The sequence below is a fragment of the Embleya sp. NPDC020886 genome (assembly GCF_044333915.1).
Classification (GTDB): Bacteria; Actinomycetota; Actinomycetes; order Streptomycetales; family Streptomycetaceae; genus Embleya.
In genome coordinates this window covers 113947-138681 of record NZ_JBIRRX010000017.1, presented here as the reverse complement: position 1 = coordinate 138681, position 24735 = coordinate 113947, and the positions used below count along the sequence as shown (strand labels likewise).

11 protein-coding genes are annotated in these 24735 nt (G+C 73.8%); 3 read left to right on the top strand and 8 right to left on the bottom strand.

From position 1 onward, the window contains the following. Positions 1-5 precede the first annotated feature (5 nt). From ACH4U8_RS38790 to ACH4U8_RS38775, 4 genes are all read right to left on the bottom strand, one after another. Positions 6-1523, bottom strand: a complete 1518-nt coding sequence (locus tag ACH4U8_RS38790) for a CHAD domain-containing protein (protein ID WP_395782840.1) — start codon at positions 1521-1523, stop codon at positions 6-8. A gap of 155 nt (positions 1524-1678) precedes the next feature. Further along, a complete protein-coding gene (locus tag ACH4U8_RS38785) occupies positions 1679-2077 on the bottom strand; it encodes a GNAT family N-acetyltransferase (protein WP_360309763.1) in 399 nt (132 codons plus the stop codon). A gap of 176 nt (positions 2078-2253) precedes the next feature. Beyond that, entirely contained in the window at positions 2254-3753 is a 1500-nt protein-coding gene (locus ACH4U8_RS38780; protein WP_395782839.1) for a hypothetical protein, read from the bottom strand. 148 nt (positions 3754-3901) lie between these two features. Beyond that, on the bottom strand, positions 3902-5362 hold the full coding sequence (locus ACH4U8_RS38775; RefSeq protein WP_395782838.1) for a DHA2 family efflux MFS transporter permease subunit: 1461 nt from the start codon (positions 5360-5362) through the stop codon (positions 3902-3904). 80 nt (positions 5363-5442) lie between these two features. On the opposite strand from ACH4U8_RS38775, the gene ACH4U8_RS38770 reads away from it, so the two are divergent. Next, positions 5443-6129, top strand: coding sequence for a TetR/AcrR family transcriptional regulator (locus ACH4U8_RS38770; protein WP_379989957.1), 687 nt, complete (start codon positions 5443-5445; stop codon positions 6127-6129). Here ACH4U8_RS38770 and ACH4U8_RS38765 read toward each other — a convergent pair. Genes ACH4U8_RS38765 through ACH4U8_RS38750 form a run of 4 tightly spaced genes read right to left on the bottom strand, consistent with a single transcriptional unit; the run spans position 6107 to position 11331 of the window. Beyond that, positions 6107-7846 (bottom strand): dipeptide ABC transporter ATP-binding protein, encoded by a 1740-nt coding sequence (locus ACH4U8_RS38765; RefSeq protein WP_395782837.1) that lies wholly within the window; start codon positions 7844-7846, stop codon positions 6107-6109. The two genes, ACH4U8_RS38770 and ACH4U8_RS38765, sit on opposite strands and share 23 nt — an antisense overlap. Continuing rightward, positions 7843-8703 carry an ABC transporter permease gene (locus ACH4U8_RS38760; protein ID WP_395782836.1) on the bottom strand — a complete coding sequence of 287 codons (861 nt, stop codon included), beginning with the start codon at positions 8701-8703 and terminating at the stop codon, positions 7843-7845. Before ACH4U8_RS38760 ends, ACH4U8_RS38765 begins: the two co-directional genes overlap by 4 nt. Positions 8704-8707: 4 nt before the next feature. Then, complete coding sequence (locus ACH4U8_RS38755; protein WP_395782835.1) at positions 8708-9676, bottom strand: ABC transporter permease; 969 nt, start codon at positions 9674-9676, stop codon at positions 8708-8710. Next, positions 9673-11331, bottom strand: a complete 1659-nt coding sequence (locus ACH4U8_RS38750) for an ABC transporter substrate-binding protein (RefSeq protein WP_395782834.1) — start codon at positions 11329-11331, stop codon at positions 9673-9675. Before ACH4U8_RS38750 ends, ACH4U8_RS38755 begins: the two co-directional genes overlap by 4 nt. Positions 11332-12106: 775 nt before the next feature. Between ACH4U8_RS38750 and ACH4U8_RS38745 the strand changes: the two genes are divergently transcribed. Both ACH4U8_RS38745 and ACH4U8_RS38740 read left to right on the top strand, forming a co-directional pair. Then, positions 12107-15031 carry an AAA family ATPase gene (locus ACH4U8_RS38745; protein ID WP_395782833.1) on the top strand — a complete coding sequence of 975 codons (2925 nt, stop codon included), beginning with the start codon at positions 12107-12109 and terminating at the stop codon, positions 15029-15031. 119 nt (positions 15032-15150) lie between these two features. Then, positions 15151-24714: a type I polyketide synthase gene (locus ACH4U8_RS38740; protein ID WP_395782832.1), complete on the top strand. Its 9564-nt coding sequence runs from the start codon at positions 15151-15153 to the stop codon at positions 24712-24714. Positions 24715-24735: the final 21 nt, after the last annotated feature.

Genomic DNA, 24735 nt, shown 5'->3' with positions numbered 1-24735 from the left:
GTCGGCTACAGGCCCCGGCGTACTCGCGGGCGGGCGTAGTCGGCCCACTGGGCCGGGAATTCCGCCTCGATGCGCCGTGCGAGAGCGACCTCCTCGCCGTAGAGCAGGCCCCACGTGAAGGCGCTCTCGCCCGCGCTGTGCGCCGCGATGGCCAGTCGGCGCAGGGCCTTTCGGGTCTGCACGGTGTCCTGGTGGGTGCCCAGCAGGCTTTGCAACTCCTTGGCTCGCTTGGCGAGCCGCTTGGCGGGTTTGCCCAGGGCCGGGCGGGTGGCCTCGCCGGCGTAGCGGACCCGCTTGGCGGCCTTGCGCACCTCGTGCAGGGCGGCGTCGCGGGCCGGCCCGGCGGGGGAGCGCAGCGCGACGCGGGCCCGCCTGGAGATCCGCCGGTCGCTGCGACGCAGGGCCGCCGCGGCCGGACGGCGGGCCGGTTGGGCCGCTCGGGCGGTGAACGGTGGGCGGGCGACCAGGGTGTCCAGCGCGTCCAGGAGGGCGAAGTAGCGCGCGCCGTCGAGTTCGCCCAGGATCCGGACCCGGGCCTCGGCGGTGCGCCGGGCGTCCCACGCGGTCAGCCGGGCCTCCACCGGTCCCAGTACCGCCTCCGCGGGCAGCGCGTCGATGCGGTCGCGCAGCCGTTGGGCCAACACCTCCTGGTCCCGAGCCCGGCCCAACTCGGCGGCCAGCCATTTGAGTTCGGCGCCCAGGATGCCGGTCACCCGTTCGTCGAGCAGACGTGCGAAAACCCGGAACGCGCTGCGCAGCCGCCGGGTGGCGACCCGCATCCGGTGCACCGCGTCGGGTTCGTCGAGCCGGACCCGGGGGTCGTACGCGAGCAGCGTGTCGATCTGCTCGCGCACGTAGTCCAGTGCCACCGCCCCGGCGCTTCCGGCGCGCGGCTTCGCGACCTTGCGGCGCGGTCGCAGACCCGCCTCGGTCAGCGCGTGTCCGAGCTTGGACGCCGTCGGGGCCCGCCGCCAACCGCCCTTGACCAGCCGCCGATCCAGCGCGTCGAGCAGCGCCGGCTCACCGTCCACCAGTTCGACCTCGACCTCGGTCCAGGACACCGTGGTCACGCCGGACTTGACGAACACCTCGGCCGTCACCGAGTCGTGCGCGATCTCGGCCAGGGTCGGCCCGCCCGCCCGGACCAGCCGCACCTCGCGCACGGTCCGCAGCCGCACGGTCGGCACCGGCTCGCCGTCGCGGGTGTGCGCCCGGATCCGCACCGCGAGCTCGGTCGGCACCACCCGCTCGGACGCGCCCAGCGGCACCCGCACCTCGTCCCGCGCGTCCACCTCGGCGGGCAGCTTCAGATGCCACCCGGCATCCGCGCCCCCGGTCCGCCGGCGCAGCGTGATCCCGTGCGCGGCCAGCGCGAGACCGGGCGTGTCGAAGTACATCGCGTCCAGCTCGACGGTCTTGCCGACCTCGACCCGCACTCCGGCCGACATCCCGGCGAAGTCGGGCACCCCGACCCCCTCCGGCGCGACATACTTGCGCTCGATCTCACGCACGACCTCGGCCATGGCACGCACCTGCTTCCTCGGGGCGTCGCGAGGGGCTCGACCGGGCGGTCGCACGCCACGCGGGGGCGGATGGTGGACGGATCCGGAGCTCGCCGACCCGGCTCGCGGATACGTGTGCCCGATTCGGCCGACCCGACACGGACGAGCGCGCCGGCTCAGTCGTCGAAGGTCCAGCCGAACATGACGTGGTCGGACTCGGTGTCGGCGGCGGCGGTGCGGTAGGTCGCGACGGCGGCGTCGTTGTCGCGGTCGGTGAGTACCCACATGCCGTAACAGCCGCGTTTGCGGGCCAGCTCGGCCAGCGCCTCGGTGAGGGCGCGGCCGATGCCGTGGCGCCGGTGGTCCTCGGCGACGGCCAGTTCGTACAGGAACATCTCGGTGCCCTTGTCCGGGTGCGTCGTCTCGACGCCGGTGACCATCCCGACCGGGGCGGCGCCCAGGTAGGCGAGCAGGATGTGATGCCCCGCCTCGCCCAGGAAGCGGGCCGCCCAGTCCGGGCGTACCGGGTCGTCGAACAGGTCCCCGGCCGCGATCACGTCCGCCACCGTCGTCACACGCCGAATCGTCGCCACATTCGTATCCACGACGACATTCAACGAGATTTGGGCCCATTCCAGAAGCCGTTGCAGGCAATGGACACCCCATGGTCGGGACAGGATTCGGGGTGGTTCGGTCGCTTTGCAGGTATTGGTGCGGGCGGATGCGGGTCGCGGGCGGGCGGCGGGCCCGGCTACTTGTCGGACGACCGGGTGCCGAAGGAGAGGGCGCGGCGCACGTCGCGGCCGGCCGCGCGGGATTGGGCCCGGACGGTGCGCGAGATCGCGCCGATCGGGGCGAGCGTCGCGCGCCAGGTGTGCGCGATCGTGCGGATGGCGGGCGCCAGGACCGCCGTCCTCGCCCAGACCAACGGTCGCCCGATCACCAGCCGGGCCGCAGACGCGCTCTTGCGCCCGGCCCAACGCGCGGGCAGCACGGTCAGCAGGCGCAATGTTCGGCCGATCCATCGGGCCAGGAGCACGGCTTTGCGGCCGGCCCAGCGCACTGGGAGGACCATCAGGAAGCGCAGTGCCCGGATGATCCATCGGGCCAGGAGCACGGCCTTGCGGCCGGCCCAGCGCAGGGGGAGGACGATCAGGAAGCGCAGCGCCCGGCCCAGCGCGCGGACGAGCCGGACGACCCGATGCCAGGCCCAGACCACCGGTCGGGCGACGACCAGCACGAACGCGACCCCGATGGCGCGCCCGACGACCACGAGGCCGCGCCCGACGAGCCGCAGCGTGTGCAGCGCGCCTCGCCCGGCCCAGCGGATCGGGACGACGACGCCGAGGTACAGCGCACGTACGGCGAACCGTGCGCCCAGGAGCAGGCCACGCCCGACCAGGCCGGCGGCGCCGACCAGGGCACGCCACAACCACCGGGCCGGCGTCAGCACGGCGTGCCGGAGCACGAAGCCGACGCCTCGCCCGAGCACGACCAGACCGCGTCCGGCGACCCGCGCCCCGGCCGCCACCCCGCGCCACAGCCACTTCAGCGGCACGATCAGCACGTAGTGCAGCCACCGCCGGAAGCCGCGACCGACCACCCGGGCGGCCCGCCAACCCCAACGGGCGGGTACGACGACCAGGAAGTGGCAGGCGCGTGCGATCGCGGCGCCCAGCAGCGCGGCGGCGCGGATCGCGAGCCGGGCCAGGGCGAGCAGCCCCGCGCCGAGCCGGCGCAACGGCCGGACGACCCCGTACCGGGCGACCAACCACAGCCCGCGCCACACCACCTCGACGGCCAGCCACCGCAATCCGCGGCCGAGTGCGAACACGGCGGCGCGGGCGGCCTTCGCGAGGGGGACCAGGAGGAAATCCCAAATCCACACATCGAGCGCGCGTCCCACGGCCCGCAGCGCTCGCACGGCCGGGATCAGCAGCCAATTCCGGATGGCGAACCCGAGGCCGCGCCCGAGCAGCAGCACAAGCCGACCGGCCGGCGACAGGACCCGATCCCGAATGCCCCGGCCGAGCACCTTGAGCAGTTCCCAGGCCAGCCGGATCGGCAGCAACACGACGACCGCGACGATCCGGATCGGCCAGCGGATCAGGTCGTAGAGCAGACCGGTCGGTTCCGACCCGGACGCGGCCACCCGAGGAGCCGTCACCGGTTGGTCGGCCGCCGGGCCCTTGCGTAGCTCGACCGGAACCGGATCGACCGATCGAGCGCCGCCGTGCACGATTTCCCCCATGCGTCCCCCCGAGATGGCCCGGCTTCCCGCCGGGTCCTGCCTCCTTGGGACACCGCGGCGGGCGGATCCTCACGCTCGGCGCGCGAGCAATCCGCCGGCGGACCCGGTCCGCGCCGCCGCAGCGGTCGCGGGCCGGGCCCGGGTCCGGTCACGCCTCCTGGTGGGCCGGTTCCGGCAGCGGCGTGTCCTGGGCCGGCGAGGCGTCCGGCGCGGCGGCGGCCGGTGCGCGGCGCAGCACCAGGCCGACCGCGCCGACCACCACCGCGATGGCGATCAGGTAGCCGAAGGTGCCCTGGAACGCGGGTACCACGTCGTGGCTTTCGGTGCGGTTCTGGAGGACCAGTGCGGCGATCGCGATGCCGAGCGTGCCGCCGATCTGGTTGGCGAGGTAGACGGCCGCGGTCGCGCTCGGCACCGATTCCGGGGCCACCGAGCCGAAGACGGAGGACATCGCGGGCGCGCCGACGAAGCCCAGGCCCGCGCCGGTCACCAACGAATAGCCGACCAGAACGGCGGTGTTGGTGCCCGCGTCGGCGGTGCTGAAGCCGAGGATGCCGAGCGCGGCCAGCAGGCCGCCGAACGGGATCAGCGCCCGGGCGCCGATCCGGTCGAAGAGTTGGCCGGCGATCGGCATGCCGATCCAGACGCCGATCCCCTGTGGCACCAGCAGCAGGCCCGCCGCCAGCACGCCGCGGTCGCGGGCCACCTGGTAGTACAGCGGGATCAGGAACAGCAGCGAGAACAGCAGGATGCCGGTCAGGAACACCGCGCCGATGCCGCCCGCGAAGCCGCGGATCCGGAACAACCGGACGTCGATCAGGGGGTGTTCGGTGCGCAGCGCGTGCAGGACGTAGCCCACGATCAGCGCGACGCCGGCGAAAAGCGCCGCGAGCACCTGTGGTGCGCCGAAGCCGCTGTCGCCGGCGGCCTGGGACAGGCCGTAGACGACCGCCGCGAAGCCGGGGCACAGCAGCGAGATGCCGCGCGCGTCCAACGGCGGCGGGTCGCCCGCGTGCGGCGGGTCGGCCGGGATCTGCCGGTAGGCGAGCGCGAGAGCGATCACCCCGATCGGCAGGTTGATGATGAACATCCAGCGCCAGTCGGCGTGTTCGAGCAGGACGCCGCCCAGGACCGGGCCCAGGATCGGCCCCAGGGTGACCACCGCGCCGACGATGCCGATCATCTTTCCGGCCCGCTTGGGTCCGGCGGCCAGGGCCAGCATGGTCAGCAGGGTCGGCTCCAGGGCGCCGACGCCGACGCCTTGGAGCACCCGGAACGCGATCAGGCTCTCCGCGTTCCAGGCGATCGCGGACAGGGCCGAGCCGGCCAGGAAGACGGTCAGGCCGGTGAGCCAGACCGTCTTGCCGCCGAACCGGGCCGCGGCCCAGCCGGCCAGGGGCACGGTCGCGGCGAGGGCCAACAGGTAGCCGGTGGCCACCCATTCGATGGTCTTGAGGGGTGCGTCGAACTCGTCGCCGAGGGTTTCGATGCCGACGTTGACGATCGTGGTGTCCAGGATGCCCATCACGCCGCCGAGCAGCATCACCAGCATCAGGCGCAGGAGTGGTCCGTCGATCTTCGTTTCCGGATCGGGGGGTGCGGTGGGCATGAACGCCTCCAAGTTACCGATGAGATCAGTTAACTAAACTCGCAAGTAAAAATTAACAGCACGTCTGGTAACGTCGCAACATGGTCGAGGGAACGAAGAGGTCGACGACGCGAACCGCCGGCGACACGCGCGGACGGATCGACAAACGGCGGGCGATCCTGGCCGCCGCCGAGGCGGTGTTCACCCGCGAGGGCTACACGTTGGCCGGGATCGACGCGATCGCCGCCGAGGCCGGCGTGTCCAAGCCGACCATCTACAACCACCTCGGCGGCAAGGAGAACCTCTTCCGCACCGTCGTGGTCGAGGCCGCGATCGAGTCCAGCGGCCGGATCCTGGCAGCCCTGGAGGCGTTTCCCGCCGATGCCGAGGAACTGCATCCGCGGCTGACCGCGATCGCCCACCGTGTCGTGCAGTGTCAGGCGGGCGAGAAGGGCTGGGCGCTCCAACGGCTGGTGTACGCCGAGGCCGCGCGCTTCCCGGACCTGTACGACACCATCCGCGAGGGCGGCACCGTACGGATCATCGACGCCCTGGCCGGCCGACTGGCCCGGCTCGCGCACGGCGGACACCTGGACATCGACGACCCGGTCACCGCCGCGAACCAGTTCCTGGCGCTGATCTCGGGCGACCTGCCCACGCTGACCGCGCTGGGTACCCGGCCGGTGGACGACGCGGCGCTGGATCGGGCGGTCACCGCCGGAGTGACCACGTTCCTGCGCGCGTTCGCCCCGCGCTCCGGCGCGATCACGGCGCCGCCCCGCCGCTGAGCACCCGTCCACCACGCGCGTGCGGGTCCGCCGCCTGCGCCGCCGGGTCCGCCACCGCCCCGACGGTCGCGATCGGGCGCGGTACGGCGGCCAGCAGCTCGCGGGTGTAGGGCGCCTCGGGTCGGGTGAACACCCGCTCGGCGTCGCCGCTTTCCACCACCCGGCCGTCCTTCATCACCAGGATGCGGTCGCTCACGTGCCGGATCACGCCCAGGTCGTGCGAGATGAACAGCAGCGCCAGACCCAACTCGGCGCGCAGATCGGCGAGCAGGTCCAGGATCTGCGCCTGGATGGACACGTCCAGCGCGGACACCGGTTCGTCGCACACGATCAACTCGGGCGAGGGCGCCAGGGCCCGGGCGATGGCCACCCGTTGTCGCTGACCGCCGGACATGTCGCGCGGCCGCCGATCCAGCAGATCCGTGGACAGGCCCACCAGATCCAGGAGTTCGGCAACCCGGGCCCGATGCGCCGCTCTGGTGGCACGCCATCTGCCGCCCGGCAGGCCCGCCGCGGCGACCGCCTCGCCGAGGATCCGAGCGACCGGATACCGGGGGTCGAACGAGCCGAGCGGGTCCTGCTGTACGGCCTGGATCCGTCCCCGCGAGGGGCGTCGCGCGGATTCGGGCAGCTCGCTCCACGGCGCGTCCCGAAAACGCACCGCTCCCGCGTCGGGGCGCTCCCAACCCAGCACGATCCGCGCCGCCGTGGTCTTGCCGGACCCGGACTCGCCCACCACGCCCAGCGTTTCGCCCGCCCGAAGCTCGAACGAGACGTCCCGGACCGCGTCGTGCCGGGTCCCGTCGGGTGCCCGGAAATGTTTGCCGATCCCGGCCACCTCCAGCAACACCGCACCGACCGGCGGCGCGGCGGGTACCGGCGCCCGGGTCGGGCCGACCGGTCCGGACAACCGGCTGCCCTTCGCCCGGCCGGACGGCACCGCCGCCAGCAGCGCCCGGGTGTAGGAATGCTCCGGCTCGGCCAGGACCCGTTCGGTGGGCCCCTGTTCGACGATCTCGCCCGCGTACATCACCGCGATGCGATCCGCCAGCTCGGCCACCGCGGCCAGATCGTGGCTGATCAGCAGTACGGCGGTGCCCTGTTCCTTGAGTCGGCCCAACAAGGCGAGCACCTGGGCCTGCACGGTGACGTCGAGCGCGGTGGTCGGCTCGTCCGCCAGCAACAACTCGGGGCCGCCGGCCAGGGCGGACGCGATCAGGGCACGCTGGCGCAGGCCGCCGGAGAGCTGGTGCGGATACTGCCGGGCCCGGCGCGCCGGATCCGGGATGCCGACGTCCTCCAGGAGTTCGAGCACCCGCTCGCCGACCCGGTCACGCGGCACCACCGCGTGCGTGCGCAGCGCCTCGGCGACCTCCGCGCCGACCGTGCGCAGCGGATCCAGCGAGACCAGCGCGTCCTGCAGGACCAGGCCGATCCGACGGCCCCGCAACGCCCGCCAGCGCGCTTCGGACAGGGCCGTCAGGTCGATGCTCGCGAAGGCCAGTCGCCGGGCGCTCACCCGGGCGCCGCCGCCGGTCAGGCCGACCAGGGTGCGCGCGGTGACGCTCTTCCCGGAACCGGACTCGCCGACCACGGCCAGGCATTCGCCGCGCGCCAGGGTCAGCGACACGTCGCGCACCACCGGTTCGCGGCCGGGAAAGGCCACATCGAGTCCGTCCACGACGAGCAGTGGTTCGGTCGCGGCAGTACCGGTCATCGGGCCGTCCCTCCGGCGAATCGGGTGCGGGCGTGCCGACCGGCCACGTTCACCGCGATCACCGCGCAGGTCACCGCGGCGCCGGGGAACACCCCGATCCACCACGCGGTCTCCAGGAAGCCACGCCCCTCGGACAACATCGCGCCCCATTCCGGCGAGGGCGGTTGGGCGCCCAGACCCAGGAAGCTGAGCCCGGACGCGTAGATCAGTGAGGTGCCGAAGCCGACCGTGCCCAGCACCAGGAGCGGCCCGATCGCATTGGGCAGTACATGCCGCACGATCAGCACCGGTCGGCGCAGCCCCAGGCCCGCCGCCGCCTCGACATAGCCCGAGCGCCGCACCACCAGCGCCTCGGCGCGGACCAGACGTGCGTAACCGGGCATCGCCGCGATGGCCACCGCGACCATCACGTCCACGGTGCCGCGGCCGAGCAGGGTGACCACGAACAGCGCGAGCAACAACTCGGGCAGCGACAACATGACGTCGGCCAGGCGCATGCACACCTGGTCGGCGGCCCGCCCGCCGAGCGCCGAGAGCAGACCCCACAGGGTCCCGCCGACCAGCGCGAACACGGTCGCTCCCAGGCCCAGCAGCAGCGAGGGGCGGGCGCCGTGCAGGACCCGCGCGAACACGTCGCGGCCGAGCTGATCGGTGCCGAACCAGTGTTCCGCGCCGGGCCCGCGGAGGGCGGCGAGCGGATCGGTCTCGATCGGCGAGGTGCCGGTGAACAGGCCGGGCGCGAGCCCGATCAGCGCGAACAGCACCAGGACGACGAGTGCCACCACGACGCTCGCTCGCGGGGCGGGCCGGCGGCGGATCCGGACCCGCCGTTTGTCGGCCGTCGGTGTCGCGGTCATCCGCTCATCCCTTCCGCAGTCGTGGATCGATGACGGCGTAGAGCACGTCGGTGAGTTGCGAGATGAGCACGAACACCAGGGCGGCCAGCAACACCACGCCCATCACCACCGGCATGTCCTTGGTGTTCACCGACTGGAGGGTCAGCGCACCGATGCCGGGCCGGGCGAACACCTTCTCGACCAGGACCGTGCCGCCCAGCAGGGTGCCGGTCAGCCAGCCGGACAGGGTCAACAACGGAATCGCCGCGTGCCGGAAGGCGTGCCGGACCCGGACCGCGCCACGCCCGAGCCCGCGTGCTCGCGCGGTGACCACGAACGGTTCGGCCAGCGCCTTCTCCAGGCCCTCGCGCAATACCTGGGCCAGCACCCCGGCGATCGGCAGGGCCAGCGTCACGGCGGGCAACACGAGCGTCTGCACGCCCTCGGTGCCGGCCACCGGAAACCACTGCAGGCGGAACGAGAACACCGTCAGCAGCACGATGCCCAGCCAGAACGACGGCGTGGAGACGGCGACCAACTCCCAAGCCCCGAGCGCCGAACGCAGCCCCGACCGGCGTCCGGCGGTGGCCAGCGCCGAGACCGTGGCGATCACCACGGCCAATACCAGCGCAGACATGGCCAGTTCGAAGGTGGAGCCGAACTGTTCGGCGATCAGCGCGGACACCGGCTGCTGGAGTTGATAGGACTCACCCAATCGTCCGTGCAGCAACTCGCCCAGATAGTGCAGATATTGACTGATCACGGGGTCGTCGAAGCCGTAGTCGGAGCGGATCTGCGCCCGCACGGCCGGGGACGCGGTGGTCTGTGGGCCCAGCAGCGTGGCCACCGGATCACCCGGCAGCAGCTTGAGTCCGGCGAAGGCGAGCGTGGCGGCGCCGAGCAGCACCGAGGCGATCGCCACCAGCCGCCCGCCCACCGCACGCAATACGCGCGGCAGGCGGGCCGGTTCGGCCGGGGTCACGGCGGAGCTCATCGCCGGGCGCTCCACACGTCGTGGAACAGTGGCCAGGCGTTCGGGTCCAGACGCAGGCCGTTGATCTGCTTGCCGGTCGCGAACAGCGTCGTCGCCGAGTACAGCGGCACCACCGCGGCATGCTCGATCACCCATGCCTGGGTCTGGGCGTAGAGCCGGTCCCGGGTGGGCCGATCCAGCGTCGCGGCCGCCGAGTCGGTCCACCCGTCGATCTGCGGGTTGCTCAGCCAGGCCGCGTTCTGCCCGCCCGCGCTGGGCAGGTTCGACGAGTTGAAGTACAGCCGCAGCACGTCCGGCTCGAACCGGGCCCAACTCATGTCGAGCACGTCGTACTTGCCGGCGTAGGCGTTCGTGGTGAACGCGCCCAGATCCAGTGCCGGTCGTTGTACCTCGACGCCGATCTTCTTCAGGTCCGCCTGTACCGCCTGGGCCAGGATGTCGCGCTGCTCGCGTACCGCCGCCGGCGCGCTCGGCCACTGCACGCTCAGCCGCTTGCCGTCCCGGGTGCGATAGCCGTCCCCGTCCCGCCCGGTCCACCCGGCCTCGTCCAGCAACCGCCCGGCCAGCGCCGGGTCGTAGGGCCAACTGTTCTCCAACGTCTTGTCGTAGGAGGGCGTGGCCGACCCCAGCGGGCCCCAGGCGCGCCGATACTGGTCGAAGTAGATCGACTGCACGTTCGGCCCGATGTTGATCCCGCGCTGTACCGCCTTGCGCACCCGCTCGTCGTCGAACGGTGCCCGGGTGGTGTTCAGGAACAGGCTGTACACCGCGCCCGCGAAGTCGTGCCGCAGGATGCGCACGTCCGCGCGCCCCTCCAGGCCCTTGACGTTCACCGGCGGGATCGACCCGGCGATGTCCACCTGTCCACCGGCGAACGCGCCCACCCGTACCGAGTCCTCGGGCAGGAAGCGGAAGGTGAGCTTGTCCAGGTAGGCGGCGCCCTGGTGCCCGGCTCCGGTCGGGGCCCAGTTGTACGCCGGGTTGTTCTCCAGGGTCAGGCTCTGGCCCTTGGTGTGCGCGGCGAACTTGAACGGCCCGGTGCCCACCGACTGTGCGCCGCCCGCGCACAGCTTGTCGCCGGCCGCGGCCAGCGCCTGTGGCGAGTAGAAGCCGAGGTAGGCGGTGCTCGCGGCCTGGAGGAACGGCGCGAACGGCTTGGTGAAGCGGATCCGTACGGTTGCCGGGTCGAGCACCTCGGTGCCGGTGTAGGGGCCGAGCAGACTGGCCGCGTACTGGGACTTGGTGCTCTTGGCGGCGATCCGGTCGAAGTTGACCTTGACCGCGTTCGCGTCGAACGCGGTGCCGTCGGTGAACTTGACGTCGGTGCGCAGTTTGAACGTGTAGCTGGTCAGGTCCGGCGCGACCTCCCACGAAGTGGCGAGCCAGGGACGGAAGTTGCCCTGGTCGTCCTCGGCGACCAGCGAGTCGAAGACGTTGCGCTGGATGGACGCGGTGATGTCCTGCGGACTGACGTGGATGTCGAAGCAGGTCGGCTCGGTGTTGATCGCCACGGTGACCGAGCCGCCCCGGACCGGTGGACCCGCGTCCGCCTGGGCGGCGACGTTGCCGGACTTGGTGGTGGAGGTACAGGCGGACAGGACGAGCGCGGCGGCCAAGGCCGCTCCGACGATTCCGGGTGGACGGATGGCGCGCATGGTCGAGTCCTGTCGAGAGTGGGGGATGGTGCGAAGACGCCCAGGGCGGAGCAACGGCCGCCGCCGGCACTTCCAGGAAAGTAGTGGCGTCGCGCCGACCCCCAGCACCCCTAGCGGACCCCTACCGACCCTTGTGGGTACGGGCGTGATCGGGAAATTGGCCGGGATTGTCCGAGTGGGGGTCGTTCGTGCGCGCTGTCCGCGGCATAAGCGGACGAACGGCGCGTCCGGGTGTCGGCTTTCTTTCGCGACACCTTCGTGTTGACGCGACGCGGGCGGATTTCTAGACTGCCGTTCAGCTATGAAGCGAAAGTCCGGATCACCGGCTCGGAGCTTTTCTACTTCTTCCTCGGAGATGGCCGTGCAGGGGACCCGTGGTGCGAGCGCCTCGCGACTCGCCCTGGTGTCCCGCCTCGACGTGGATCTCGCCCGCATGTCCAGCGGACTGTGTCGCTGAATCCGTCGTCGTAGGGATCGTTCGTCGGGTCGATGCCCGGATTGCCCGGTAGTCGGGGGCATTCGGCCGTCGTGCCCGTACATCCGACCAGGATCGGAACGATCCCGCTCCGCTGCCGAGGTCCGCTCGGACCCGCCGGCCCGCCCGGCGCCCACCCGGCACCTCGGACCCCGAAATCGCGTGTCCCGGTCGTATCGAGGCGTGGATATCCCGCCGCGATTCGGGCCGGGCGTGGTACGTGCGTGGGGAAATATTAATCAGAGTTAATAGCGAATTCAACACGCGGAAACACTTGGATTTCCGCCGGGGGAGTGGCACGTGTTTTTCGTGGGGCGAACCGAGGAACTCAGCCGACTGGATACCGCGCGGGCCCGCTGCGCGACGGGCGTCGGCGGCGTGACCACCGTGTGCGGGCCGGTCGCGGTCGGCAAGACCGCACTCCTGCACAGCTTCGGCGATCGGCCCGCGGCCGACGGCGCGCTCTTCCTGCGTGCCGTCGGCACCCCGATGGAACAGGACTTCCCGCTCGGCGTGGTCCGCCAACTCGTCCAGTCCGCGCCGTTGCCGGACGAGGACGCGCAGCGGATCGACCGGCTCCTGGACGACGGCGCGCACACCGCCGCCTTCGGCGGCACCGACGCGTTGGACGCCACCACGGTGCGCGCGGTGCACGAACTGTGCGCGCTGATCCTGACGTTGGCCGCCGCGCGCCCGGTCGTGGTGGTGGTCGACGACATCCAGCACGCCGACCCGGTGTCCCTGCAATTCCTGGCCCACCTGATCCGCCGGATCCGCAGCGCCTCGGTCCTGGTGCTGCTCGGCGAGCGAGAGCACGCCGCCCCGCCCTCGGCCGCCTTCGCCGCGTTCGCCGCGGACGTCGAACGCCAGCCGCACCACCAGCGCATCCGCCTGGCCCTGCTCGGCAAGGGCTCGGTCGGCGAACTGCTCGGTCACGAACTCGGCCCGGCCGCCGCCGCCCGGCTGACCGCCGACGTGCACGAACTCAGCGGCGGCAACCCGCTGTTGATCCGGGCACTGCTGGAGGACATGGGCCCCGCCGCGCGCTTGGACCCGGCCCGGCGCCCACTGCGGCCCACCGTCGCGGACGCGTACTGCCGGGCGGTGGTCGGCTGCCTGTACCGACTCGACCCGGCCACCGTGCAGGTCGCCCGCGGCCTGGCCGTGCTCGGTGAATCGGAGACCACCCGGGGGCTGGCCGAATTGCTCGAACTCGAACCCGCCACGGCCACCCGCGCGGCGCGCACCCTCAACGACGCCGGACTGGTGGCCTGCGGCCGATTCCGCGACGACCGGGCCCGGGCGGCGGTGCTGGACACGATGACCCGCCCGGATCGCGAGCGTGGGCACGCCCGGGCGGCGACCCTGCTGCACATCGACGGCGCCCCGTCCGAGTCGGTCGCCAAACACCTCGCGGGCGCCGGGGACTTCCGCGCGCCGTGGGCGGTACGCACGCTGCGCGAGGCGGCCGAGGCGGTGGTCGCCGAGGGTGATCTGCGGCTCGCCGTGGACTACCTCAAGTTGGCCGAGCGGATCGCGCCGGACGAATGCACCCGGGTGTCCATCAAGGCGTTCCTGATCGGTCTGGAATGGCTGGTCAACCCGGCCGCCGCGGCCCGACACGTGCCGTGGTTGGCCGGCGCCGTCCGGGACGGCCGGCTCAGCGGTCGCGACGCGCTGGTGTGCGTGCGCTACCTGGCCTGGTACGGCCGGCTCGACGAGGCCAAGGCCGTGATCGACGCCGGTTGGCGCACCTGCGGGCCCGGCGAGGCGGACGCGCGGGTCACCGCCGCCGAGGCGCGGGCCGCCCGGGTCTGGCTCAAGTACTGGTACCCGGCCGTGGACGCGGACTCGCCCGAGCCGGAACCGGAGGTGTCCGTACTGCCCGCGACCATCGGCCGGATCGAGGGGCTGGACCTGCTGACGGCCGTACTGGCCGGCCGACTCGACGGCGACCGGGTGTACGACCGGGCCGAGCGCATCCTGCGCGGCTCGCGCCTGGACGACACCACGATGGAATCGCTCACCTCCACGCTGACCGCGCTGGTCTACGCCGACCGGGCCGCGGCGGCGCAGGAATGGTGCGTCGCGCTGATCGATCAGGCCGCCGCCCGGCGCAGCCCGATCGCACACGCCATGTTGAGCGCGGTGCTCGGCGAGATCGCGCTCCGCCAGGGGGACCTGCTCGGCGCCGAGGACGGTGCCAAGACCGCGCTGACCCGGATCGCGCCGGAGGGCTGGGGGGTCGCGGTGGGCGTGCCGTTGGCCGCGCGGATCTCCTCGGCGGTGGCCCGAGGGGACCACGAGCAGGCCGCCCGATTCCTGGAACTCCCGGTTCCCGGGGCGATGTTCCACACCCCGGCCGGGCTGCACTACCTGCACGCGTGCGGCCGGTACAACCTGGCCACCGACCGCCCGGACGCGGCCCTGCGCGACTTCATGTCCTGCGGCGAGCTGATGACGGCGTGGCGCATCGACCTGCCCGGGATCGTGCCGTGGCGGGTCGAGGCGGCCCGCGCCCAGGTGCGGCTGGGCGACCGTGACGCGGCTCGGGAGTTGCTCGCCGGGCAGTTCGAGCGCTTGCCCGACGAGCCGTCCCGGACTCGCGGGCTGGCGCTGAGCGTGCAGGCGTCGGTGGTCGAACTGCGGCGCAGACCCGCGCTGTTGTGGGAGGCGATCCGCGAACTGCAAGCCTGCGGTGATCGTTTCGAGCTGTCTCTGGTGTTCGCCGAACTCGGGCACGCATACCGCGAGTTGGGCGAGTTCGGTCGGGCCCGGCGGGCCGCGCGGCGGGCTCAGCACCTGGCCGAGGTGTGCCAGGCGGCGCCGCCGCGCACGTTGTCGCGCAGTGACCGGCTGGCCGCGGTGCCCGACCGGGACGGGGCGATACCCGAGGCGCGGGAGCCGGCGGCGCTGCACGAACCGGCCCGGATCGGCGAGGCCGGCCGGGTCGCCGAGCCCGGCCGGGTGCGGGCCCCGGAGCCGGCCGCGATGGTCGCCGCGTCCGCCGCCGTCGACGAGGAACAACCCGGCGCGGGGCTGAGCGACGCCGAGCGCCGGGTCGCCGCGCTGGCCGCCCAGGGCCAGACGAACCGGGAGATCTCCCGTCGGTTGTTCATCACGGTCAGCACCGTCGAACAACACCTGACCAGGGTCTATCGCAAACTCGGCGTGGCGCGCCGACTCGACCTGCCGCCGTGGTTGGAGGAGGAGATCGCCGGCTGAAGCGGGTCCTCCCCTATGGGGTCGGTAGGGGATCGACAGGGGTTATTCCGGTGGGGTGCGGCGGACGAATCTGGAGGCCGTTCGGCGCAGTCGTCGCCGTTCGGCAACGGACCGTTCGGATGAGGGGCGACCACTCCGCGATGATGAGCCGCGAGAACACCACCACCAGCAGGAACGACCGGCACGGCACCGCGATCGCCGTCATCGGAACGGCGTGCCGGTTGCCCGGCGCCGCCGATCCGGCCGCATTCTGGGAGCTGCTGCGCGAGGGCGTCAGCGCGGTGGGCGAACCCACCGCCGAGCGCCGGCGCGGCGCCGAACTGCGGCCCGGCGGATACCTGGACCGGGTGGACGCCTTCGACCCGGCCTTCTTCGGGATCTCGCCGCGCGAGGCCGACGCGATGGACCCGCACCAGCGGTTGTTCCTCGAACTCGGGTGGGAGGCCGCCGAAGACGCCGGCCTCCCACCCGAAGTCCTGGCCGGCACCCGAGCCGGCGTCTTCGTCGGCGCCATCGCCAACGACTGGTCCACCGTCGTGCACCGGCACGGCACGGACGCGATCACCAGGCACACCTTCACCGGCGTCGCCCGCGGCCTGATCGCCAACCGGCTTTCCTGGGCGCTGGACCTGGGCGGCCCGAGCCTGACCGTCGACACCGCGCAGTCCTCCTCGCTGGTCGCGGTGCACCTGGCCTGCGAGAGCCTGCGCAGCGGCGAGTCGACCCTCGCGTTCGCCGGCGGCGTGCACCTCAACCTCGCGCCGGAGAGCACCGTGGGCGCGGAGCGCTTCGGCGGCCTCTCGCCCGACCACCGCTCGTTCACCTTCGACGCCCGGGCCAACGGCTTCGTGCGCGGCGAGGGCGGCGCGGTGCTGCTGCTCAAGCCGCTGGCGGCGGCGCTGGCCGACGGCGACCCGATCCACGCGGTCATCCACGGCAGCGCGATCACCAGCGACGGTGACACCGACGGGCTCACCGTGCCGGACACCGGCGCGCAGACCGACGTGCTGCGCCGGGCGGCCCACGCGGCCGGTGTCGCTCCCGAGCGCATCCAATACGTCGAACTGCACGGCACCGGCACCCGGGTCGGCGACCCGATCGAGGCCGCCGCGCTGGGTGCGGCCTACGGTGCGGGCCGAACGGGCGCCGATCGGGTCGCGGTCGGCTCGGCCAAGACCAACGTCGGTCACCTGGAGGGCGCGTCCGGGATCGTCGGGTTGCTCAAGACCGTGCTGGGCATCCGGCACCGCACCCTGCCCGCGACCCTGAACCACACCACGCCCAACCCGGCGATCGACCTGGACGCGGCCGGCCTGCGGGTGCAGACCACCCCCGGACCCTGGCCGCACCCGGATCGCCCACTGTTCGCCGGCGTCAGCTCGTTCGGGATGGGCGGGACGAACTGCCATGTCGTGCTGGGCGAGCCGCCCGCCGCCCGCCCCCGTGACCTGCCCGGAGCGCGCGCCTTCACCGAGGCCGCCGCCGTGCTCCCCTGGCCGTTGTCCGCCCGCGACCCCCGGGCGCTGCGCGGCCAAGCCGAGCGACTGCACGCGGCGACCACCGCGCACCCCGAGCACCCCGCGCCCCAGGACGTCGCGCTGACCCTGGCCGAGGGCCGCACCGCGTTCGCGCACCGGGCCGTCGTACTCGGCGCCGATCTCGCCGAACTCACCGAGGCCACCGCCGCGTTGGCCGGCGCGGTGCCGACTGCCGGCGCGGTGACCGGCAGCGCCCACCCGCACACCTCGACCGTGTTCGTCTTCCCCGGACAGGGCTCGCAATGGGTCGGCATGGCCGTCGAACTACGCCACGCCTCCCCGGTGTTCACCGCCCATCTGGACGCCTGCGCGGATGCCGTCGCGGCGCACGTGGACTGGTCGCCGCACGACGTCCTGCGCGGCGTGCCCGGCGCGCCCTCGTTGGAGCGCGTGGACGTGGTACAGCCCGTGTTGTTCGCGGTGATGGTCTCGCTGGCCCGACTGTGGGAGGCGTTCGGGGTGCGCCCGGACGCGGTGATCGGGCATTCGCAGGGGGAGATCGCCGCCGCGCACATCGCCGGTGCGCTGACCCTGGCGGACGCCGCCCGGCTGGTGGCCCGACGCAGTCGCCTGCTGACCGGCCTCGCGCCCGGCGGCGGCATGGCCTCCGTCCCGCGCCCCGCCGAGGAGGTGCGCGCCGGACTCGGCGACCGGGCCGACCGGGTGGGCATCGCGGCGATCAACGGGCCCGCCTCCACCGTGGTGTCCGGCGATCGGGACGCCCTGGACGCGCTGCTCGCCGAGTACACCGACGCCGGCGTGGACGTGCGGTCCATCCCGGTCGACTACGCGTCGCACTCGCCGCACGTCGAGCCGCTGCGCGCCGACCTGCTTCGCGAACTCGCCGGGATCGCACCGGCACCGAGCCCGATCGCGTTCTACTCCACCGTCACCGGCGGCCTGCTGGAGACCACCGCACTGGACGCCGACTACTGGTACCGCAACCTGCGCGGCACGGTTCGCTTCGCGGACGCGGTCCGCGCCGCGCTCGCCGACGGCCGGCGCACCTTCGTCGAGGCGAGCCCGCACCCCGTGCTGACCATGGGACTGCGGCAGACCCTGGACGCGGACGAGGCCGCCGGGGCACCCGCGCTGACCGTGGGCACGCTGCGCCGCGGCGACGGCGGGCCGCGTCGGCTGCTGACCTCGCTGGCCCAGGTGTACGTGCACGGCACGCCGGTGGACTGGACCGCCGCGCTGCCGGCCACCGCGCGCCGCACCACACTGCCCACGTACGCCTTCCAGCGCACCCGGCACTGGATCGCCGAACCGGCCGCGCCCACCGCCACGCGCGCCGCCGCCACGCCCGCCACGCCCGCCCCTGCGGACCCGGCCACCGGGCCGGAGCCGGCCGTCGCGACCGGACCGGACCCGCTGATCCTGGTCCGTGCCACCGCCGCCGTCGTACTGGGCCACGCCGGCCCCGGTGCCGTCGATCCGGACCGCACGTTCAAGGACCTCGGCTTCGACTCGGTCGGCGCGCTGGAGTTCCGGGACAGGCTGGCCGCCGCGAGCGGCATCCCGTTGTCCGCTTCGCTGACCTTCGACCACCCGACCCCCCGGGCGGCGGCCCGCCACCTCGCGGATCACACGGCCGGCACCGTGCCCGCGGATGCGGGATCGTCCGGGGCCGCGCCGGCGCCGGTCGCAGCCGAGGACGATCCGATCGTCATCGTCGCGACCGGCGGCCGGTGGCCCGGCGGCGCGGACACCCCCGAGGCACTGTGGGAGCTGCTCACCGACGGAACGGACACGATCGGGGCGTTCCCGGACAACCGCGGCTGGGACCTGGACGCGCTCTACGACCCCGAACTCGCCAGGCCCGGCACGTCCTCGGTGCGCGCGGGCGGCTTCCTGCACGACGCCGACACGTTCGATGCCGGCTTCTTCGGGATCAGCCCGCGCGAGGCGGCGGCGATGGACCCGCAACAGCGGCTGCTCCTGGAGACCGCGTGGGAGGTGGTCGAGCGGGCCGGCATCGCCCCGAGCACGCTGCGCGGCACCCGGGCCGGCGTGTTCGTCGGCGCGATGCCGCAGGACTACGGACCGCGGCTGCACGAGGCGCCCGAGGGCTACGGCGGCCACCTGCTCACCGGCAGCCTGAGCAGCGTCGCCTCCGGCCGGTTGGCCTACACCCTGGGCCTGGAGGGCCCGGCCCTGACCGTCGACACCGCGTGCTCCTCGTCCCTGGTCGCCCTGCACCTGGCGGTCCGCGCGCTGCGCGCGGGCGAATGCACCCTGGCGCTGGCCGGCGGCGTCACGGTGATGTCCACGCCGGGCATGTTCACCGAGTTCAGCCGGCAACACGGCCTCGCCCCCGACGGCCGGTGCAAGCCGTTCTCGGCCGCCGCCGACGGCACCGCGTGGGCCGAGGGCGTCGCGCTGGTCCTGGTCGAGCGCCTGTCCGACGCCCGCCGGCTGGGCCACCCGGTGCTCGCGGTGGTGCGCGGCAGCGCGGTCAACCAGGACGGCGCCTCCAACGGCCTGACCGCGCCGAACGGCCCCGCCCAGCAGCGGGTGATCCGCCAGGCGCTGGCCGACGCCCGGCTGAGCGCGGCCGACGTCGACGCGGTCGAGGCGCACGGCACCGGAACCACGCTCGGCGACCCGATCGAGGCCCAGGCGCTGCTCGCCACCTACGGCGCGGACCGGCCCGCCGACCGCCCGCTGCTGCTCGGCTCGGTCAAATCCAACCTCGGCCACACCCAGGCCGCCGCCGGGGTGACCGGGGTGATCGCGCTGATCGAGGCGATGCGACACGGCGAACTCCCGCGCACCCTGCACCTGGACGCGCCATCCCCGCACGTGGACTGGTCGCGCGGCGGCGTCGAGCTGCTCGCCGAGCGGACCGCGTGGCCCCGGCACGAGCGGCCGCGCCGCGCGGCGGTGTCCTCGTTCGGGATCAGCGGCACCAACGCACACGTCATCCTGGAGCAGGCCCCACCGCCCCCGCCGGCCGGCGGCACCGACCAGGCCGGCCCGTGGTTGTTGTCCGCCGCGAGCGAGCAGGCGCTGGGCGCCCAGGCGGCGCGGTTGCGCGGCCACCTCGCCGACCACCCGGAAGTGGCGCTCGGCGACGTGGGCTTCGCGCTCGCCGACGGTCGGGACACCCTCGCCCACCGCGCGGTGCTCACCGGCAGCGGCCGCGACGACCTGCTGCGCGGCCTGGACGCGCTGACCGACGGACTCGACGCGGCGAACCTGAGCCGAGGCGAGGCCCGACCGGGCGGGTCGCTGGCCGTGCTGTTCAGCGGCCAGGGCAGCCAACGCGTCGGGATGGGCCGCGAACTGTACGCGGTGGAACCGGTGTTCGCCCGGGCCCTGGACGAGGCGCTGGTGCACCTGGACGCGGCCCTCGGCCGCTCCCTGCGCGACCTGCTGTTCGCCGACCCGGCCGGCCCCGAGGCCGGGCTGCTGCACGCGACCGAGTACACCCAGCCCGCGCTGTTCGCGGTGGAGACCGCGCTGTACCGACTCGCCGAGTCGTACGGAATCCGCGCCGATCACCTGATCGGCCACTCGATCGGCGAACTGACCGCCGCGCACATCGCCGGCGTGCTCACCCTGGCCGACGCCGCGACCCTGGTGGTGGCCCGCGGCCGGCTGATGGGCGCGCTGCCGCCGACCGGCGCGATGGTCGCGCTCCAGGGCACCGAAAGCGAGATCGCCGAACTGGTCGCCGGGCACGAGGCGGACGCGGGAATCGCGGCGATCAACAGCCCCGATTCCGTGGTCGTCTCCGGTACCGCCGAGATCGTCGACGAGTTGGCCGCGAAGTGGCGTGCCACCGGCCGCAAGACCAGACGACTGCGGGTCAGCCACGCGTTCCACTCGCCGCACATGGACGCCGTCCTGGACGAGTTCCGCGCCGTCGCGGCGGGCCTGACCTTCGCCGCACCGCGCATCCCGATCGTCTCCAACCTGACCGGGGATGTGGCCGAGGCCGCCGAACTGGCCGATCCCGACTACTGGGTCCGGCACATCCGCGAGGCGGTCCGCTTCCGCGACGGCATCCGCCGACTCGCCGAACTCGGCACCACCACCTACCTCGAACTCGGCCCCGACGCCGTGCTCACCGCCCTGACCCTGGCAAGCCTGGACGACCCCGCGCCGGTCGTGCTCGCCGCGCTGCGCGCCGACCGCCCGGAAGCACACACCTTCACCCTGGCCCTGGCCCGACTGCACGTCACCGGGACACCGCTGGACTGGAGCCCGGTCTGGTCCGGCCGCGCGGTGCGCCGCGTCGACCTGCCCACGTACGCCTTCCAACGCCGCCGACACTGGCTGGACGCGCCCCGGCCCGGCGCCGACCCGAGCACCGCCGGCTTCGATCCGAGCGAACACCCGCTGCTCGGCGCGGGTTTCGCCCGTGCGGACGGCTCCGGCCTGGTCTGGACCGGAGTGTTGTCGCACCGCACGCCGTGGCTGGCCGACCACGCCGTGCACGACTCGGTCCTGCTGCCCGGCACCGCGTTCGTCGACCTCGCGCTGTACGCCGCCGCGCAGGCCGGGGCCGGCGGTATCGACGAACTCGTTCTGGCCGCACCGCTGGTGCTGCCCGAGACCGGCACCGTGCGGATCGAACTCGCGGTGGGCGCCGCCGAGGCGGACGGTACCCGGCCGGTGACCGTGCACTCGCGGGCCGCCGACGCCGACGACTGGACCCGGCACGCCGCCGGCCGGCTGAGCCCGGTCGAGAGCGCCGATCCCGGCCGCGCCGACGGCACCTGGCCGCCGCCGGGCGCCGCGGCGATCGAGGTGGCGGACCTGTACGAGCGGCTCGCCGAGCTGGGCTACCACTACGGCCCGACCTTCCGCGGCCTGCTCGCCGCCTGGCGAGACGGCGACGACCTGCTGGTCGAGGTCGCGCTGCCGGAGCCGACCGAGGAGGCCGGCCACCTGATCCACCCGGCTCTGCTGGACGCCGCACTGCACGGCGTGGTCGGGCTGCTGCCCGGCGGCCCGGTGGGCGGGCCCACCCGGTTGCCGTTCGTCTGGGCCGGGGTCGGGGCGCACACCGCCGGTGCCCGCGAACTGCGGGTACGGATCGCGCCGATCGGTCCGGACGCGGTCGCGCTGACCGCGACCGACGCCGAGGGCACGCCCGTGTTGTCGATCGACCGGCTGACCCTTCGGGCGATCCCCGCCGAACGACTCGGCGCTCGTCCGGCCGTTGCGGAGGACGCCTGGTATCAGGTGCACTGGGTGCCGCTGCCGAATCCGGTGCCCGGCGCCGAGGCCGTCGGTGAGCCGGGCGACTGGGTCGTGCTCGGCGACGGCGACCCGAACCCGGCGGGATCGGCCGCCCACACCGCGGGGTTCGGCCGGGCGGTCCGGGTGCTGCCCGACCTGGCCGCGCTGCGCACCGCGCTCGCCGCCGGAGCGCCGCCGCCCGCGTACGCGCTGGTGCCCTTCGAACGGCCGATCCCGGCCCTGGGCACCGCGGTCGCCACCCACGCGGTCACCGAACGAGCCGTCACGCTGCTGCGCGAATGGCTGGCCGAACCACGCCTGATCGACACCGAACTCGTCCTGGTCACCCACGAGGCGGTCGCCACGCACGCCGGCGAGGACGTCCGCGACCTGACCGCCGCCGGCCTGTGGGGTCTGGTGCGGGCGGCGGCGGGCGAACACCCCGGCCGACTTCGCCTGCTCGACCTGGACCGACACCCCGACTCGGCCGCCGCGGTGCCCGCCGCGCTGGCCGGCGGCGAGCCGCAACTCGCGCTGCGCGCCGGTGCGATCCTGGCGCCCCGGCTGGCCCCGGTGCGCCCCGAGGACGCCCTCGAACCACCCGCCCCGCCCACCCCCTGGCGCCTGGACGTCACCGAACCCGGCAGCATCGACCACCTCGCGCTGCTGCCCGCCCCCGAGGCCGCCGCCCCCCTGGCGCCCGGCCAGGTGCGGATCGCGGTGCGCGCCGCCGGCTTGAACTTCCGCGACGTACTGATCGCGCTCGGCGGATACCCCGGGGCCGCCCGGATCGGCGCGGAGGGCGCCGGCCGGATCCTGGAGATCGCCCCGGACGTCACCGAACTCGCGGTCGGCGACCGGGTGATGGGGCTGCTCCCCGGCAACCTGGGCGCACACGCGGTGGTCGACCACCGACTGCTGACCCCGATCCCGGCCGGCTGGACGTACGCCCGGGCGGCAACCGTCTCGGTGGCCCACCTGACCGCGTATCACGGCCTGATCGAACTCGCCGGCCTGCGCGCCGGCGAATCGGTACTGGTCCACGCCGCCACCGGCGGAGTCGGCACGGCCGCCGTACAACTGGCCCGCCATCGGGGCGCCGACGTGCACGGCACCGCGAGCCCGGCCAAGTGGCCCACGCTGCGTGCCCAGGGCCTGGCCGACGACCGGATCGCCTCCTCGCGCACCCTCGACTTCGAGACCGGGTTCCGCGGCACGACCGGCGGACGCGGCGTCGACGTGGTGCTCAACTCGCTGGCCCGCGAGTTCACCGACGCCTCACTGCGGCTGCTCGCACCCGGCGGGCGCTTCGTCGAGATGGGCAAGACCGACCTGCGCGAGTCGGACGCGGTCGCCGCCACCCACCCCGGCATCGACTACCACGCGTTCGATCTGTTGGCCCTCGAACCGGCCCGGATCGGACGGATGTTGGCCGCGCTGGCACCGCTGTTCGCGGCCGGCACGCTCACCCCGCTGCCGGTCACCGCCTGGGATGTCCGGCACGGTGTGCGGGCGTTGCGTCGACTGAGCCAGGCCCGGCACACCGGCAAGCTGGTGCTGACCATCCCGCCCACCCCGGCCGGCATCGACCCCACCGGCACCGTGCTGATCACCGGCGGTACCGGCGCGCTCGGTGCCCTGGCCGCCCGCCGGCTGGTCACCGGGCACGGCGCCCGCAGGCTGCTGCTGGTCGGCCGCACCGGCCCGGCCGCACCCGGCGCCGCCGAACTGCGCGCCGAACTGACCGCAGCCGGCGCCGAGGTGGAGATCGCTGCCTGCGACGTGGCCGACCCGATCGCCCTGGCCGAGCTACTGGCCACCATCCCGTCCGCCCACCCGCTCACGGCGGTCGTGCACACCGCCGGCGTGGTCGCCGACGGCGCGCTCACCACCACCGACCCCGAGCGGCTGCACGCCGTGCTGCGGCCCAAGGTGGACGCCGCGTGGAACCTGCACACGCTCACCGCCGACCTGGACCTGTCCGCGTTCGTGCTGTACTCGTCCGCCGTCGGCGTCCTGGGCAACCCCGGCCAGTCGGCCTACGCCGCCGCCAACACCTTCCTGGACGCGCTCGCCCACCACCGACGCAGCCACGGCCTGCCCGCGACCTCGATCGCCTGGGGCCACTGGGCCCAGGCGGGCGGCCTGGCCGCGCACCTGACCGACGTGGACCGCCGCCGGATGGCGGGCAGCGGCCTGGCCCCGATGAGCACCGAAACCGGCCTCGACCTGTTCGACCGTGCCATGCACACCCCGCTCCCGGCGCCCGTGGCGGCCCGGATCGACACCGGCGCGCTGCGCCCGGACGCGGCGACCGAACTCCTGGCCGACCTGGCCCGCGCGGCCACCCCCGGTCGGGTGCCCGCGCAACGCGGCATCGCGACTCGCGCGGGCGCCGCCCGCAGGCCCGCGACCGGAATCCGGGAGCGGCTCGCGGGCCGCCCGACGGACGAACAACAACGCGAGTTGTTGCTGTTCGTACGACTCACCGCGGCGGCCATCCTCGGACACGACGGACCGGCCGCGATCAAACCCGAACGCGGCTTCCTGGAGACCGAGTTCGATTCACTGGGCGCGATCGAGCTGCGCAACCGGATCAGCACCGGCACCGGCCTGGAGCTGCCCTCCACGCTGATCTTCGACCACCCCACCCCGATCGCACTGGCCGAACACCTGCGCGAGCGCCTGTTCGCCGCGCCGCCGGCCCCGGGAACCGGTTCGCTGCTCGCCGAACTCGACCGGTGGCGCCTCTCGTTGACCGGTCTGCTCGCCGACGGCGGGGTCCCGGACGAGGACTTCCGCGCCGGCGCGGTGAGCCGGCTGTACGAACTGCTGGACCGGCTCGGCGCCACCGCGCCCGCGGACCCGACCAAGGCGCTGGTCGCCCGACTCGGCGCGGGCGACGACGACGAGCTCTTCGACTTCATCGACAACGAACTCGGCATCTCCTGACCCGGACCGGCCATGCCCGGC

Coding starts and splice junctions, on each gene's coding strand:
- ACH4U8_RS38755 (WP_395782835.1), bottom strand. CDS start 9,676: ATGAGCTCCGCCGTGACCCCGGCCGAACCGGCCCGCCTGCCGCGCGTA.
- ACH4U8_RS38780 (WP_395782839.1), bottom strand. CDS start 3,753: ATGGGGGAAATCGTGCACGGCGGCGCTCGATCGGTCGATCCGGTTCCG.
- ACH4U8_RS38750 (WP_395782834.1), bottom strand. CDS start 11,331: ATGCGCGCCATCCGTCCACCCGGAATCGTCGGAGCGGCCTTGGCCGCC.
- ACH4U8_RS38790 (WP_395782840.1), bottom strand. CDS start 1,523: ATGGCCGAGGTCGTGCGTGAGATCGAGCGCAAGTATGTCGCGCCGGAG.
- ACH4U8_RS38770 (WP_379989957.1), top strand. CDS start 5,443: ATGGTCGAGGGAACGAAGAGGTCGACGACGCGAACCGCCGGCGACACG.
- ACH4U8_RS38775 (WP_395782838.1), bottom strand. CDS start 5,362: ATGCCCACCGCACCCCCCGATCCGGAAACGAAGATCGACGGACCACTC.
- ACH4U8_RS38760 (WP_395782836.1), bottom strand. CDS start 8,703: ATGACCGCGACACCGACGGCCGACAAACGGCGGGTCCGGATCCGCCGC.
- ACH4U8_RS38740 (WP_395782832.1), top strand. CDS start 15,151: ATGAGGGGCGACCACTCCGCGATGATGAGCCGCGAGAACACCACCACC.
- ACH4U8_RS38765 (WP_395782837.1), bottom strand. CDS start 7,846: ATGACCGGTACTGCCGCGACCGAACCACTGCTCGTCGTGGACGGACTC.